This is a genomic window from Streptomyces sp. NPDC046197 (assembly GCF_040646295.1).
Classification (GTDB): domain Bacteria; phylum Actinomycetota; class Actinomycetes; order Streptomycetales; family Streptomycetaceae; genus Streptomyces.
Window position 1 is genome coordinate 1 of the sequence record NZ_JBEYZY010000026.1, and the last position, 15,025, is coordinate 15,025.

13 protein-coding genes, 1 tRNA gene and 1 pseudogene are annotated in these 15,025 nt (G+C 68.5%); 13 read left to right on the forward strand and 2 right to left on the reverse strand.

Going from position 1 to position 15,025, the window contains the following annotated elements; genetic code table 11:
• Window positions 1–124 precede the first annotated feature (124 nt).
• From AB0A61_RS29485 to AB0A61_RS29520, 8 genes and pseudogenes are all read left to right on the forward strand, one after another.
• A pseudogene (locus tag AB0A61_RS29485) lies at window positions 125–221 on the forward strand.
• Between the two features lie 364 nt (window positions 222–585).
• Window positions 586–960 (forward strand): VOC family protein, encoded by a 375-nt coding sequence (locus AB0A61_RS29490; RefSeq protein ID WP_361298730.1) that lies wholly within the window; start codon window positions 586–588, stop codon window positions 958–960.
• A gap of 126 nt (window positions 961–1,086) precedes the next feature.
• On the forward strand, window positions 1,087–1,689 hold the full coding sequence (locus AB0A61_RS29495) for a bifunctional DNA primase/polymerase (RefSeq protein ID WP_361298733.1): 603 nt from the start codon (window positions 1,087–1,089) through the stop codon (window positions 1,687–1,689).
• Window positions 1,686–2,843 (forward strand): AAA family ATPase, encoded by a 1,158-nt coding sequence (locus tag AB0A61_RS29500; protein ID WP_361298735.1) that lies wholly within the window; start codon window positions 1,686–1,688, stop codon window positions 2,841–2,843. Before AB0A61_RS29495 ends, AB0A61_RS29500 begins: the two co-directional genes overlap by 4 nt.
• Window positions 2,840–3,034, forward strand: coding sequence for a helix-turn-helix domain-containing protein (locus AB0A61_RS29505; RefSeq protein ID WP_111004752.1), 195 nt, complete (start codon window positions 2,840–2,842; stop codon window positions 3,032–3,034). The genes AB0A61_RS29500 and AB0A61_RS29505 overlap by 4 nt, the downstream gene beginning before the upstream one ends.
• Window positions 3,031–4,506, forward strand: a complete 1,476-nt coding sequence (locus AB0A61_RS29510; protein WP_361298738.1) for a tyrosine-type recombinase/integrase — start codon at window positions 3,031–3,033, stop codon at window positions 4,504–4,506. The genes AB0A61_RS29505 and AB0A61_RS29510 overlap by 4 nt, the downstream gene beginning before the upstream one ends.
• Window positions 4,507–4,886: 380 nt before the next feature.
• Entirely contained in the window at window positions 4,887–5,444 is a 558-nt protein-coding gene (locus AB0A61_RS29515; protein WP_361298741.1) for a DUF4333 domain-containing protein, read from the forward strand.
• Between the two features lie 258 nt (window positions 5,445–5,702).
• Complete coding sequence (locus tag AB0A61_RS29520) at window positions 5,703–6,446, forward strand: hypothetical protein (protein WP_361298743.1); 744 nt, start codon at window positions 5,703–5,705, stop codon at window positions 6,444–6,446.
• Between the two features lie 470 nt (window positions 6,447–6,916).
• On the opposite strand, the gene AB0A61_RS29525 is transcribed toward AB0A61_RS29520, so the two are convergent.
• Window positions 6,917–7,336, reverse strand: a complete 420-nt coding sequence (locus tag AB0A61_RS29525) for a hypothetical protein (protein WP_361298746.1) — start codon at window positions 7,334–7,336, stop codon at window positions 6,917–6,919.
• On the opposite strand from AB0A61_RS29525, the gene AB0A61_RS29530 reads away from it, so the two are divergent.
• The gene (locus AB0A61_RS29530) at window positions 7,335–7,988 is read left to right on the forward strand and encodes an LPXTG cell wall anchor domain-containing protein (protein WP_361298749.1); all 654 of its coding nucleotides are present in this window, start codon (window positions 7,335–7,337) and stop codon (window positions 7,986–7,988) included. The genes AB0A61_RS29525 and AB0A61_RS29530 overlap by 2 nt on opposite strands.
• Window positions 7,989–9,445: 1,457 nt before the next feature.
• Here the strand turns inward: AB0A61_RS29530 and AB0A61_RS29535 are convergent.
• A tRNA-Arg gene (locus tag AB0A61_RS29535) sits at window positions 9,446–9,517 on the reverse strand.
• Between the two features lie 61 nt (window positions 9,518–9,578).
• Between AB0A61_RS29535 and AB0A61_RS29540 the strand changes: the two genes are divergently transcribed.
• The 4 genes from AB0A61_RS29540 to AB0A61_RS29555 all read left to right on the forward strand — a co-directional run bounded on the left by AB0A61_RS29540 (window position 9,579) and on the right by AB0A61_RS29555 (window position 15,025).
• Entirely contained in the window at window positions 9,579–10,112 is a 534-nt protein-coding gene (locus AB0A61_RS29540) for a response regulator (protein ID WP_361298752.1), read from the forward strand.
• A gap of 405 nt (window positions 10,113–10,517) precedes the next feature.
• A complete protein-coding gene (gene nrtL, locus AB0A61_RS29545) occupies window positions 10,518–11,582 on the forward strand; it encodes an ArgS-related anticodon-binding protein NrtL (RefSeq protein ID WP_361298755.1) in 1,065 nt (354 codons plus the stop codon).
• A gap of 25 nt (window positions 11,583–11,607) precedes the next feature.
• Window positions 11,608–12,999 carry a diaminopimelate decarboxylase gene (lysA, locus tag AB0A61_RS29550; protein WP_361298758.1) on the forward strand — a complete coding sequence of 464 codons (1,392 nt, stop codon included), beginning with the start codon at window positions 11,608–11,610 and terminating at the stop codon, window positions 12,997–12,999.
• A gap of 733 nt (window positions 13,000–13,732) precedes the next feature.
• A complete protein-coding gene (locus tag AB0A61_RS29555; RefSeq protein WP_361298761.1) occupies window positions 13,733–15,025 on the forward strand; it encodes a homoserine dehydrogenase in 1,293 nt (430 codons plus the stop codon).

Here is a 15,025-nt window from a genome sequence, read left to right on the forward strand (position 1 = left end):
AGTACGTCCAGTACGAGGACTTCCGGCCGGCACGCCGAGAGCACGCACCGGACGTCACTCCTTGACGGGCGAACGTTGCCTGCCGGGGCACTAGTTCTGCTTCCCCCAGGTGTCCCCCGACAACGGCGGGCAAACGGAAAGCCGCAGCTTGTAGGAGATGAACTGAGCCCGCTGTAAATCTGCCGGCTTCGCCTTCCCAGGTTCGATTCCTGGCGCCGCCACGCTCGTGGGAATCGGCCCCTGACCAGCACGTTTGGCCGGGGGTCGATCTCGTTTGGTTCGGTTGCGAGGCACCGTCATTCCCCCTCGTTCCCCGCTCGATCTGGCACGTTTGTGGCATGCCTCGGTAACCTTGATCGCGCGGTCGGTGGGCTGGGATGCGATCAGTAGCCGAAGAAGTGAAGGGCCGGGCTCCTGACCTGCGGCCGGGTTATCGATCAACGCTGCGACCTGCGACTTAGCTGTCCCTGGTTGTCAGCGTTGGTCGTCGTTGTGCCCCCTCGGACGGCCCGGGGACGGCCCCGGAAAGTGATCGTCGGGCGTCATCGGAGCGGTCATTGAAGTGATTCTCACTATGGTGTGACGATGTCACTGCAGATGAAGCTGACGGCGATAACACTCGACTGCCCTGACCCGGAGGCGCTGGCCGCGTTCTATCGGCGGGCCACCGGGCTTGAGCTGCACCCCAAGTCCAACGGTGACTTCGTTGGGCTCAATGGCGACGATGGGCTCTTCATCGGCTTCCAACGGGTCGATGACTATCAGGCTCCGTGCTGGCCCGATCAGACCGTGCCGCAACAACTCCACCTCGACTTCGCAGTGGACGACCTCGATGAGGCTGAGGCCCTGTTGTTGAAGTTGGGCGCGGCCAAGCCTGAACATCAACCGGGTGACGACAGGTGGCGGGTTCTCGCAGACCCGGCCGGTCATCCCTTCTGCCTGACCAGGCGGCCGATCTAGTTGCCCACGCGGGCGGCGTAGCGACTTTGGCCGGGAGCTGCTTCGGCGCGAGTGATCATGGCCCCGTAAGCTTCCTGCGCGTCGGGCAGTCCGTGGACCTGCCCGGTAAAGCACGACGTTGGGGCCATGATCTTCGAGGACGAGCGCCACGGCCAGCCCTTCCCCGCCGACACCTACACGGTCCGCACGTGGAGCGGCGGCACGCACCTGTACTTTCTCGCACCCGAGGGCGAGCCTCTGCGCAACACCGCCGGGGACAGTGCTCGCGGGCTGGGCTGGAAGGTCGACACCCGTGCGTGGGGCGGACTCGTGGTCGGCGCGGGCAGCACCTTCGGCGGACACCCGTACGAGGTCACCCACCACGGCCCCGTGGCGCCCCTGCCGGACTGGCAAGCCGAACTCCTGCGCCCGGCCCCGCTGCCCCCGCAGACACCCGTCACGGTCGCCCTCACCGGTCACGGACGGCGCACCGCGTTCCTCCGCTCCGCGATCAACGGGGAAGTGCAGCGGGTCACCGGCTCCGGCTCACACGAGCACAACAACAGCCTCTACATCGCCGCGGTCGCCCTCGGACAGCTCGTTGCCGGAGGCGAGCTGAGCGAAGCCGACGTCACCGGCTGGCTCCTGACGGCCGCGCTCCAAGTCGGCCAGGGCGAGCGCGAGGCACGGCGCACCATCGCCTCCGGCCTGCGTGCCGGAGCACGTCGCCCCCGGACGGTCGCAGCATGACCACCAACCCCATCCCGCCCCTGCACCTGTACTCCGTGCCCAGCGACCCCGAGGCGCCCCCCATCGCGCCGCCGAAGCGGGAGCGCCCACGGACGGCATGGACGGCCGATCAGCTCATGGCCGCGCACTTCCCCGAGCCGAAATGGGCCGTGCCCGGCATCCTCGCCGAAGGCGTCAACGTGCTCGCCGGACCGCCCAAGGTCGGCAAGTCCTGGCTCTCCCTCGGACTGGGCCTGTCGGTCGCGGCCGGCGGCACGGCGTTCGACTCCGTGCCCGTCCAGAGCGGGCCGGTGCTCTACCTCGCCCTGGAAGACACCCCGCGCCGTCTGCAGACCCGCATGGGCAAGATCCTCGGAGGAGAGCCGGCCCCCGCCGGTCTGACCCTGGTCACCGAATGCCCGCCCTTCCCCCAGGGCGGCATGGAGGCCATCGCCCAGTGGCTGGAGCGCAACCCCGACGCCCGCATGGTCGTCATCGACGTGTTCGCCAAGATGCGCGGCCAGGCCCCGGCCGGCGTATCGGCGTATGACGCGGACTATGTCGCTGTCGGCTACGCCAAGCGGCTCGCCGACCACTACGGCGTGGCCGTCGTCCTCGTCCACCACGTCCGCAAGGCAGGCTCCGAGGACTTCCTGACCGAGGTCTCCGGCACCAACGGCATCGCCGGAGCCGCAGACGCCACGCTCGTGCTGAAGCGCGCCCGTGGGCAGGCGGACGGCATCCTGCACGTCACCGGCCGCGATGTGGACGAAGCCGAGTACGCCCTCAGCTTCCAACCCGCCTCCGGCGCATGGCACCTGCTGGACGGCCCGGTCTCCGACCACACAGTCAGCGACACTCGCGCCGCGATCCTGCGGTACGTCCGCGCCCACCCCGGCGCCAAGCCCAAGGACATGGCGGGCGACCTGCCGCACGTCGACCTCGACACGATCCGCCGCACCTGCAACCGCATGGCCGACGCCGGACAGCTCAGCAAGGACGCCGGCGGCCGGTACTACCCGGACACCGGAACCCGGACGCAGGGCGCCCAAGAGGTGTCCGCACTGTCCGGCTGTCCGGTTACCACCTTTGACCAGCGCGAAGACCCCGGACAGTCGGAATTGGAGCTGTCCGGCCTGTCCGGTGCGGACGAAGCCGAAGGGATGGCGAAATGAGCGCCCGGACGCGGGACGAGAAGATGACCGTCAAGGAGGTCATCGCTGATCTGAAGGTCGCTCCGTCGACCTTCTACCGGTGGCGCCAGCTCGGGAAGGGACCCCGCGCGATCAAGCTCCCGAACGGCGACGTGCGGATCCGGCGGTCGGAGTACGAGCGTTGGCTCGCGGAGCGGGAGGACGCTGCGTGAGCACCGAGAATGACACCCCGGCCGGGAGCCGTCGCGGGTCGGCCCGGCCGGGCTACTCCTTCGACGTCAAGCTGTGGAAGGTGACCAAGACCGGGCGCCAGTCCCGCCCGTGGCGCCTTCGGTGGGTGGTCGCAGGGCGAGTGCACGGCGAGACGTTCACCACGTCGGCTCTTGCCGAGAGCCGACGGTCCGAGCTGTGGCAGGCCATGAACCGGCGCGGTGAAGCGTTCCAGATCGAATCTGGACTGCCGGAGTCCGAGGTACGCGCGGCGGCCGAAGCTGCCGAGGCAGGGGACGCCGCGCCGCCGTTGCGGTGGTTTGAGTTCTGCCGGAAGTACGTGGCCGGGCGGTGGCGCACGAGCGCAGCCAAGACCCGTGAGGGCATGGCGGACGGCCTTGCGGCCGTGACGCTCGCCGTGGTTAAGCGCGGGGATGGAGTTCCTGAGGATGAGTCCCTTCGGCTGGCCTTTCGGTGGGGGATCGTGCCCGCGAACGCGGGGGAAGACCCGCCGGCCGAACTCAAGGCCGCATACGGCTGGGTCACGACGGCCGACCGGCCGTTGGGTGATCTGGCCGACCCCGAGGTGTTCGGGGACGTGCTGTACCGCCTCAGCTACAAGCTGGACGGTACCCCAGCCGCGGGCGACACGTACAAGCGGCGCCGCCGCGCTCTGAACACCGCCCTCGAACAGGCTGTGGTCGCGGGGGAGCTCCCGGAGAACCCGCTACAGCGCGTCCGCCGGAAGCACGTCGGCTCCAACGACGTAGTAGACCGCCGCGTCCTCGTGAACGCCGTACAGGCCCGGCAGTTGCTCACGGCAGTCTCCTACGTCGGGTCATGGGATCGCTGCCGCGGACGGCGCCTGGCGGCTTTCTACGCGGTCCTGTACTACGCAGGACTGCGGCCCGCTGAGGCGGTGGGACTGAGACGGTCTGACTGCCACCTGCCGGGGACGGGTTGGGGCACACTCACGCTGCGAGAGACACGCCCCGTCTCCGGCAAGCAGTGGACGGACTCCGGCGAGCGGCACGATCGCCGGGGCCTGAAAGCCCGCGAGGCGTCGACGGACCGGCCGGTCCCTATCCCGCCCGTGCTTGTTGGGATCCTTCGAGCTCACCTGCAGCAGTTTGGGACCGCGAAGGAGGGCCGAGTGTTCGGTAATGAGCGTGGAGGAGTGGTCGGCTCATCCACCTACTGGCGGGTGTGGGAGGAAGCGCGGGAGTATGCCCTGCCGCCTGAACGAGCCGATTCGCCACTGGCAGGGCGGCCGTACGACCTGCGACACGCGTGCATCACGCGATGGTTGAACGCCGGGGTGCCCATTGCTGAGGTAGCCCGCAGAGTCGGTAACTCCCCCGAGGTGATCCATCGCCGGTATCACGGCTGCATCGACGGCCATGAGGAAGCCGCCAACGCCAAGATTGCGCGAGCGCTGGAGGAAGACGGCGATGAAACTCACCTCGTGTCCTAAATAGTGACTTTATGGAGTGCTTGCCCTCGAATGAGTTGTTCACCAGCTTTGCCGACCTTCGATATCCATCAGTCAACCGATCCCTGGCGGCTGCCAATCAAGCGCAAGCTGGACCCGAGGCAAAGAAGTGCCCAAAAAACAAATAAGTGGTCTATGCAAACAGTCGCCACCCTGTACTAGATTTGCCCCGCCCGGGATCTTCACGGGTTCTACACAGGGGAGGGGACATGACAGGTCAGGCCAACGGCTGGAGACCGGCGCCAGAGGAACAGGCACAGCATTGCCCTACGTCAGAGCAGGCTGGACCTCAATCTCCGCCTCCTCCCCAGTTCCCGCCCCCGCCCCCATACACCCCGTTCACGGGACCGTCGATGCCACCGATGGCCGTAGACAACTCCTTCGCTTGGACACTGGCTTTCGCTCCGCTACTCCTTGTTCTCCTTGACGGCCTTCTGGCAGCCACGGGGATGGCTAGCGGGCCCCAAGCTGCGCTAGCCGTCCTCGTCGCCATCGGCGTTAACGTCAGTCTGGCGCTGGCTGATCACCGCCGCGTGCGCGCGGCCGGTCACGAGTTGCCCGCTGCTCTGGCAGCTCTCCTTGTTCCCGTATACCTGTTCCAGCGCCAAGGCCGGCTTCGCCAGAGCTATGCGATCCCGATCGTGTGGTGCGTGACGTTCCTGGTATCTCTCGGCGGCGCCGGCATTATTGGGAATACGCTCGGAGTGTCGATGGACACGAGCGCCGTCCAAAGACAGATCGAGCAGGGCGTACAGCAGCAGACGGGGACTGCGGTTACGGTCCAGTGCCCGTCATCGGTGACTGTCCGAACGGGTGAGAGCTTCCAGTGCGTCGTCACTGCGCAGGATGGGAGTACGGCGATGGCCACGGTGACCGTTCAGAATAGCCAGGGAGAATTTGTCTGGCGGCTCGGGCAGTAAGCGAAACCGCAGCGACAACACCCGGACCCTCCCAGAGCCAGCTTCTACGATGCTGCGCTGATCGGTGCTGCGTCCTACTCAGCAACCCATAGTCGACTCCATACGCGCCCCGCTCAGCGGTTCCCGGATGCTTCGTCGTCCGGGAGCTTCCTGGTGCGTCAGAGCCTCAGCGGCGTCACAATCGGCCCGCCGATGCTCGGCTCATCTGGGGAAGTTGGCGTGCCATCAGGTACTGAACACAGCTAAAAGGATGACACGTTGCAGTACAGAACCCTTGCAGGGTTTGCAGGGATTGCGCCTCTTCTGGCTCTGGTCACCGGATGCGCCACATCACAATCGGCGGTGCATGATCCTGGGCAGCACATCGCGGCAATTCCCTCGCCGACGAACTCGCTGCAAGCCCGGGCTCAGGTCGCCTATGCTGCGGGCTACCGGATGGGTGGAAACCTGCTTTCCCTCGGCTGGGCCAGTGTTCCTGAGGGGATGGACGCGACCGCCAGGACTGAATGCAGCAACGCAATATCGAACGCCGACGTGAGCAAGTCGTACGCTGCATATGAAGACCAACACACGGCCTGGGAATCGGGCTGTAAAGACGCGCTCGAGGCCAAGGTTGCCAACGAGGCCGCCGCGCCAATCATCACTCCTCCACCGTACTCAGGTGACGATCTTCTGGATACGGTGCCGGCAGTCGACTGCGGTTCCCCTAGGAACACCTTGGACTTCGGTGGAAATTTCACCTGCCGCTTCACCGGCCTGCACAACAGCGACGACGCGCCGCATGCATACCGGATCACCCTTGAGTTCAGCCCTCGAGTCGCCGGACCGACCAACGTCCGCCGCACGGTCACAGTGCCGATGATCCCGGCAGGAGCCACTGGATCATCAGACCCGTTCCCCGCTCCGCCAGCCACCTCCGTCGGTACCGGCGCACTGGCGCAAGGCGTTCAGTGGGACATCGACTCTGAAGACGTCAAGGTTCTCCCTCCCGCCGGCAACTAGTGCTCTGACCGGGAAGGTTGGCCGGGTTCGTGATTCCGGCGGTTGGGTATCCGGAGAAGTCCGTGCGACTGCTGGGGGGTGTGGGGTAGCTGACCCTGTCCGTGTGCGCAGGCTGACTGACCAGGAGGGGCGGAAGCTGCAGCAGATCGTGCGCCGGACGGGTTCGGGGGTGGCCCAGTGTGCGGGTCCGAAGGGACAGGCAGGCGAAGGGCCCCGCGGGACTTGAGCCGCGCCATGACCGTTGATCGCGAGGCGCTTCTGGACAACCTGTCCGCCCGCCCGGGGCCGGCCGGCGGAAAACAGAGAAATGCACAAGGCTGGGTCAAACGGTTGCGGCCCGCACACCGGACGAACTCCCATGTGATGCACGCCATATAAAAATGATGTGAAGATCAGTGCAACCATTTGCACGCTTCCTGTGTCGCACCATCAGAACCACGGGCCACACCCGCGCCCCACACGCGGAGGCCTCACCCACCGTTCGTACTGCGCCGTCGCAGTACGCCTGGACTTCCCGAGGTCTTCATGAAGCTTCGCCGTGCCATGGCAGCGGCAGCCGCGACGGCTGTCATAGCCCCCCTGGCTCTGCTGTCGGCTCCGGCTGCCTTTGCCGAGGGGACGCCCAGCGGCTCGCCGAGCTCCTCGGCACCCGCGTCGACGCCCGCGTCCACTCCGAGCAGCAGCGCGTCGGCGGTCACCACGCCGAGCAGCACGCCCGCCTCCAGCTCGGCCACCGCGTTGAGCCAGGCGAGCAAGGCCCCCGCCTCCGCCTCCGCCTCCGCCTCCGCCTCCGTGTCGCAGTCGCCGAGCCAGCCGGCGCTTCCCAGTGTCCAACCGACGCCCTGCACCGCGGACGACCGCCAGGTCGACCCCAACTCCAAGCTGACCATGACGGTCTCCGGCCTGCCCGGCAAGATCGTCGCCGGCAGCGGCTGGCACACCTTCAAGCTCACCGCGGCCAACCACAGCGACCAGTCCCTCGGCCAGGTGCGGTGGCTGGCCGTCATCGACAACGACTCGATGAGCGAGAACGAGAAGGACTGGCTGATCACCTACGCGCGGCTCGAGTACTTCAACCCCCAGTCCAAGAAGTGGGAGTCCGTCGCGGACAAGTTCGGCAACGGTGTCTACTTCGGTGAGACACCGCTCGGCCCCAAGCAGACGGTCGACATCCAGCTGCGCGTCGACATCACCGCGAAGGCCCCCGCGGGCGACGCCTTCAGCCTGGGTTTCGGCAGTTACTTCGACCCCGAGAAGATCTGCGAGCGCACCTCGTTCGACTCCTACGAGTTCACCGTCCTCAAGCCGGGCAGCAGCAACGACAACCCCGGTCAGGCCAAGCCCGGCAAGAATCACACCGCGCCCGTCGGTGGCAAGGAGCCGCAGGGCGGCGTCAAGGAGATCCCGCCGACCGGCAGCCTCGCCTCCACCGGTTCCAGCTCCGCGCTTCCCGTCATCGGTCTGGTCGGTGGCGCGGCCGTCGTCGCCGGCGCCGGTGCGCTGATCATCGTGCGCCGTCGCAAGGCGGGTACGCAGGCATAACGCGCCGCAGCAAGGAGAAGGACCTGCGCCAGGAGGGGGGCGTAGGTCCTTCTCCTTGCGGCAACGCGGCGAATTGCCGTGCTGGTCGTCGCGAGCCGGTGAACCTTTCCGGTCACAGCACTAGCTGCGTCCGGGCACCCGGGCCGGCGCACGTGATGGCCATGCTGCAGAAGAGCGCAGGAGCCGGCCGCCCGATGCCAGTGCGACCGGGCGGGGAGTCAGTCTCACTGACTCCCCGCCCCTCTTCTCTTGTCTCTCAGCGCTCCCGGCACACGGCTTCCGATCCCTGTGCCGTCTGTGCCTTCGCTGCAGGGCTCAGGACTTTGTGGGGAGGGAGCCGTCCATGTAGGACGAATAGAAATCCTGGTATGCGCGACGGTTGTGCAGCGGTGGGAGCCCAGCGGCCACGCTCATGTACCAGACGGCCTCCACCATGAGGCTGGCGGCTTTGCGCCACTGCTAGTCTCCGCTGAACCTGACGGCAGATGCGGCGGCCATCGCGCGCGCGGCATGACGAGCGGCCATGGCAAGGCGTGTCTCGGGACCCGTAAGGGAGATGGCGGTCTCGTAGGTGAAGGGAGCGCGGCCACGGGTGCGAATCACGTCGGAGCACCGCAGCGGGTCTGGGCTGAGGACGCCGAGCGCGGCACGTGCGAGGGGCCGGCCGTCATGGATAGTTCCAGCCTTTGACAGGGCGATGAAAGCGGCGTGATACACCTCCGCATCCGTGCCGAAGGAGTGCGTCTCGAACCCTGCACGGCGAAGCGCAGCCTCGGCTGCATCCCCGCACACAGTGTTCGCCCTCTTCACCCGTGCATAGTCGGTCTCGTAGTAGGCGTTCTCGATCGCGCCGTACGCCTCGTACCAGGCGCTGGCCTCCGCGCAGATGAGGCGACGCTGGTCAGGGATGTGGCTGCCCCGATGAGGCCCACCGCCCGAAGTTCGTCGGCAAGGGCGATCCAGCTCGGGGTGGGAGCGCACATCTTCAGGGCGTCGGTGTAGCGGAGGCCAGTGGCGTTCTGGATCTGGCGGGCCAGGTTGGCTGAGCGGGACTGGCGCTTTGGCATCGTGTTCTCGCAGTCTGGCAGGCCCCGCCCACGCCATGCCCGCCCTGTTGCTGGATGCACACTCAGTCAAAGGGAACGCGGGCCCGCTGGGGCCTTGACCCGTGATCGCCTACTGCGTGGGAGCTGACGGCGGGTGGCATTACGCGCTTGCCGTCCGGCAGCGTAGCAGTGGGGCTTCGTGTCGGTCTCGTATCTTCCAGATCTCGTCAGGGCGGGCAGCACGACAGGGCAGCACGGGCCAGCGAGCAACTGGGTTCGCGGGTGTGTCGGAGGTGTGTCGCGAACAATGAGAGACAACGAGAGAGGGCGGGAGTCAGTGAGACTGACTCCCGCCCTCTTCTGTCGGCATCCGCCCTGGTCAGCGCTTGATTTTTGCTGATCCTCGGCGAGTGCCCCCGGCAGGATTCGAACCTGCGCACACGGCTCCGGAGGCCGTTGCTCTATCCCCTGAGCTACGGGGGCGGGTCGGGCGCGTTCTCTGCGCGGCGACGGGTAGAACACTACCAGCTCTGGCGGGGTGGTCATGAACGTTTTCCCGGCGGTGCCGTGTGGGTGGGGGTGGCGTCGCTCGGCCGGGTTGGAAGTGGGGAAAACCGGGACGCGATGGCTGGGCCCGACCTACTCTCGAGTTGTGCCAGGCGCTTCGGGGCGGGTGCTTGTTGTGGACGACAACAAGGTCATCCGGCAGCTGATCAGGGTCAATCTCGAGCTGGAGGGTATCGAGGTCGTGACCGCGGCCGATGGTGCCGAGTGTCTGGATGTCGTGCATCAGGTGCGGCCCGATGTCGTCACCCTCGATGTCGTCATGCCGCGGCTCGACGGGCTCAGGACTGCCGCGCGGCTCCGTGCCGATCCCCGCACTCGTGATCTTCCCCTCGCCATCATCAGCGCCTGCACGCAGTACGAGGTCGACGCCGGGCTTGATGTCGGCGTCGATGCCTTTCTGGCGAAGCCCTTCGAGCCTGCCGAACTCGTCCGGCTTGTGCGGGAGTTGATCGACGGGCAGGGGAGTGGTGCGCCGGGGGAGGCCGAGCGGGCCGGGCATACCGGCGGTTGATCGTCCGTCGGTGCCGCGCGGTTTCCGTCCGCCTGTCCCCAGTTCGTTTTCGGTCCCCGGCCCGCTGTCCCAGGTTCCCGTTACCCGGTCCGCGCTCCCGGTCCGTGCCTCTCGGTTCCAGGTTCCCGTTACCCGGTCCGCGCTCCCGGTCCGTGCCTCTCGGTTCCTGGTTCCCGTTACCCGGTCCGCGCTCCCGGTCCGCGCTTCCCGGTCCGCGCTTCCCGGTCCCCAGTCCCCGTCTCCCAGTCCCCAGCGCGGCTTCCGGCCCCCGGTGCCTCTCCCTGCTGGTTGGGCAATGGCCGAGTGCGCCCACCGCCCCCGGCCTCGGCGACCCGCCGTCCACATCCCGGACCCCTTGCCAAACCGGCTCGCCTACCCACCCCCCTCCTCCCCTACGCTTGTCCCGTGACCCCCGTCGAGCTCTCCCGTACCGTGCTGCGCGCGGTGCGCCGTGCTGTCGACGAGGGGGAGCTGGGGGTGAGCGTGCCGGAGCGGGTCGTGGTCACCGTTCCCGGGCCGGGAGGGTGTGGCGACTACGCCACGAACGTCGCCCTTCAGCTGGCCCGCTCGGCCGGGCAGCCGGCCCAGCGCGTGGCCGAGGTCCTCCGGGCGCACCTCGTCGCCCTCGACGGTATCGGCGACGTCTCCGTCACCGGGCCCGGTTTTCTCAACATCAGCCTTCGTGACGTCGGCGCCGCTTCCACTCGGCTCGTAGACGAGATCCTGCTGCGCGGCCCGCAGTACGGGCACGCCGACCAGCCCACCGGCGAGCGCTTCCAGCTTCACTGTGCCCGCGAGGTCCGCTCCGTCGTCGTCATGGACACCGTCGCCCGGCTCCTCCGGTCCCAGGGCGCCCTCGTCCGTACCAGTTGTGAGGGCCCGCCCCCGCCCGAGTGGGAGACCGTGCTCGGAGCCCGGGTGGAGGCTGCTGGACGGCCCGGGGCCCCCGCCCCCCTCGACGTCAACATCCGGCCCGTCCCCGCCCCTGCCGATCCCCTTCCGCTCGGTCGCGACGCCGCCCGATGGGCCCTGCTCCATCCCGCCGCCCACGATCGGCCCCGCATCGACGATCACCACCTCGTCCAGCGGGAGAGCAACCCCCTCTTCCGCGTCCGGTACGCCCACGCCCGCACCCGGGCTATCCTCCGGAACGCCGCCGACCTCGGCTTCTTCCCCGAGCCGGGCCACACCTCCGGCCCCGAGTCGGCAACCGTCACCCTCCTCACCGCCCTCGCCGACCACCCCCGCGTCCTCGCCCAAGCGGCAGCGAACCGCGCCCCGGATCGTCTCGCCCGGCACCTCGTCACCGTCGCCGATGCCGTGCCGCCCTTTCTCGCCACCGTCCTTCCGCGCGGTGAGGAGAAACCCTCGGCCGCCCACCGTGCCCGGCTCGCCCTTGCCGAAGCCGCCGGGACGGTGCTGGCCGGCGGCCTGTCCCTGCTCGGCATCGACGCACCCGACCACCTCTGAGAGAGCCAGAGAGAGCCACACCGACATGAGCCGTTCCGCACATCCCGCCGGGCCCCGTCACGCCGATGTCCTCCCCGAGGGGCACTACTCCGCGCCGCCCGCCGACCTGAACACCCTCGACCCGAAGGTCTGGGCCCAGAGCGTCACCCGTGACGAGGACGGCGTCGCGACCGTCGGCGGCATCCCCGTCACGCGGCTCGCCGAGGAGTTCGGCACCCCTGCCTACGTCCTCGACGAGGCCGACTTCCGCTCCCGCGCCCGCGCCTGGCGTACCGCGTTCGGGCACGACGCCGACGTCTTCTACGCCGGGAAGGCGTTCCTCTCCCGCGCCGTCGTGCGGTGGCTGCACGAAGAGGGGCTGAATCTCGACGTCTGCTCCGGCACCGAGCTCGCCACCGCCCTGTCCGCCGGGATGCCCGCCGACCGCATCGCCTTCCACGGCAACAACAAGTCCACCGGGGAGATCACCCGGGCCATAGAGGCCGGTGTCGGGCGGATCGTCCTCGACTCCTTCCAGGAGATCGTGCGGGTCGCGCACATCGCCTCCTCCCTCGGCAAGCGGCAGCGGGTCCAGATCCGGGTCACGGTCGGCGTCGAGGCGCACACCCACGAGTTCATCGCCACCGCGCACGAGGACCAGAAGTTCGGCATCCCGCTCGCCGGGGGACAGGCCGCCGAGGCCGTACGGCGTGCCCTGCAGCTGGACGGGCTGGAGCTGATCGGGATCCACTCCCACATCGGGTCGCAGATCTTCGACATGTCCGGGTTCGAGGTCGCCGCACATCGTGTGGTCGGGCTGCTCAAGGACGTTCGCGACGAGCACGGGATCGAACTCCCCGAGGTCGACCTCGGCGGAGGTCTCGGCATCGCCTACACCAGCGACGACGATCCCCGTGAGCCCCACGAGATCGCCAAGGCGCTGACCGAGATCGTCAGCCGGGAGTGCGACGCCGCCCGGCTGCGTACTCCCCGTATCTCCGTCGAGCCGGGGCGGGCCGTCGTCGGGCCCACCACGTTCACGCTCTACGAGGTCGGGACCGTCAAGCCCCTCGACGGGCTGCGCACGTACGTCTCCGTCGACGGCGGCATGTCCGACAACATCCGGACCGCTCTCTACGACGCCGAGTACAGCGTCGCCCTCGTCTCCCGGACGTCCGACGCCGAGCCGATGCTCGTCCGGGTCGTCGGCAAGCACTGCGAGAGCGGTGACATCGTGGTGAAGGACGCGTTCCTGCCCGCCGACCTGGCGCCCGGCGACCTCATCGCCGTACCGGCCACCGGTGCCTACTGCCGGTCCATGGCGAGCAACTACAACCACGCGCTGCGCCCGCCGGTCGTCGCCGTCGGCGACGGGAAGGCCCGGGTCATCCTCCGCCGCGAGACGGAGGAGGATCTCCTGCGTCTGGACGTCGGATGACGGCCGCCGGCCACCGGCCACCTCCGCGTGGCACGGGACGGCTGGCGCGGGGCAGCGCGTTGTGCGGGGCGGCTTCCGCGTTGTGCGGTACGGCTGTCGCGGTACGGCTTCCGCGTTGTGCGGTACGGCTGCCGCGGGGCGCCCTCCGCGACGCGCGGACGGCCTCCGCGGCGTGGGGTCTCTACGCGATGGCCTCCGCGGCCCGGCCTCCCGTGGCGCCGGGCGGCCTTCCCGTTGTGTGGTGGGGGCGGCCTTCCCGTTGTGGGAGGGGGCGGCCTTCCCGTTGTGGGTGGGGGCGTCCTTCCCGTTGTGTGGTGGGGGCGGCCTTCCCGTTGTGGGAGGGGGCGGCCTTCCCGTTGTGTGGAGGGGCGCGGCCTTCCCGCTGTGCGAAGGGACGGCCCTCCCGTTGTGGGCGGCCTCTGCGACGGCCACCATGGGCCGGGCTCCCCGTCATGCGGGCCGGCCTCGACGGGAAGGCCTCCGCAGAATGGGTCTGCTGCATCGTGCGCGACGGTCTCCCTGTCGGGGGGACCGGTCTCCGCATCCCCCAACGGGGGCCCAAACGGCACATCCCCGTCAAAACACGCGAGGCCAGGAACGGCGCCGAAAGATCTCCTGTCTTCCGCCCCTGCCAAAATGAAATAAACGTCTCACGATCCGGACAAAGGGCAGAAACTCCCGTTCGTTGAGTGAGACTGGTCCAACCGTAGCCGGTATGAGGAAACGAGGTCGGATGATGCGTACGCGTCCGCTGAAGGTGGCGCTGCTGGGCTGTGGGGTTGTCGGCTCAGAGGTGGCGCGCATCATGACGACGCACGCCGACGACCTCGCCGCCCGCATCGGCGCCCCCGTGGAGCTCGCGGGGGTGGCCGTACGCCGGCCCTCCAAGGTGCGTGAGGGCATCGATCCGGCCCTCGTCACCACCGACGCCACCGCCCTGGTCAAACGTGGCGACATCGACGTCGTGGTGGAGGTCATCGGTGGTATCGAGCCCGCCCGGACGCTCATCACCACCGCCTTCGAGCACGGGGCGTCGGTCGTCTCCGCCAACAAGGCCCTGCTCGCCCAGGACGGGGCCGCCCTGCACGCGGCGGCCGAGGGGAACGGCCGGGATCTGTACTACGAGGCCGCCGTCGCCGGTGCCATTCCGCTGATCCGGCCGCTGCGCGAGTCGCTCGCCGGTGACAAGGTCAACCGGGTGCTCGGCATCGTCAACGGCACCACCAACTTCATCCTCGACAAGATGGACTCGACGGGGGCCGGTTACCAGGAGGCCCTCGACGAGGCCACCGCGCTCGGGTACGCGGAGGCCGACCCCACCGCCGACGTCGAGGGCTTCGACGCCGCCGCCAAGGCCGCCATCCTCGCCGGAATCGCCTTCCACACGCGCGTACGGCTCGACGACGTCTACCGCGAGGGCATGACCGAGGTCACCGCCGCCGACTTCGCCTCCGCCAAGGAGATGGGCTGCACCATCAAGCTGCTCGCCATCTGCGAGCGGGCGCAGGACGGCGGGTCCGTCACCGCGCGCGTGCACCCCGCGATGATTCCGCTCAGCCACCCGCTGGCCTCGGTGCGCGGCGCGTACAACGCCGTGTTCGTCGAGTCGGACGCGGCGGGACAGCTCATGTTCTACGGGCCGGGCGCCGGCGGTTCGCCGACCGCCTCCGCCGTGCTCGGTGACCTCGTCGCCGTGTGCCGCAACCGGCTCAGCGCGGCCACCGGGCCCGGCGAGTCGGCGTATGCCGCCCTGCCAGTGTCACCCATGGGCGATGTAGTCACGCGGTACCACATCAGCCTCGACGTCGCCGACAAACCGGGCGTCCTCGCCCAGGTGGCCACCGTGTTCGCCGAGCACGGGGTCTCGATCGACACTGTTCGCCAGCAGGGCAAGGACGGCGAGGCCTCCCTCGTCGTCGTCACCCACCGTGCGTCCGACGCCTCCCTGAACGGGACCGTCGAGGCGCTGCGCAGCCTCGACACCGTGCGGGGTGTCGCCAGCATCATGCGGGTTGAAGGAGAGTAA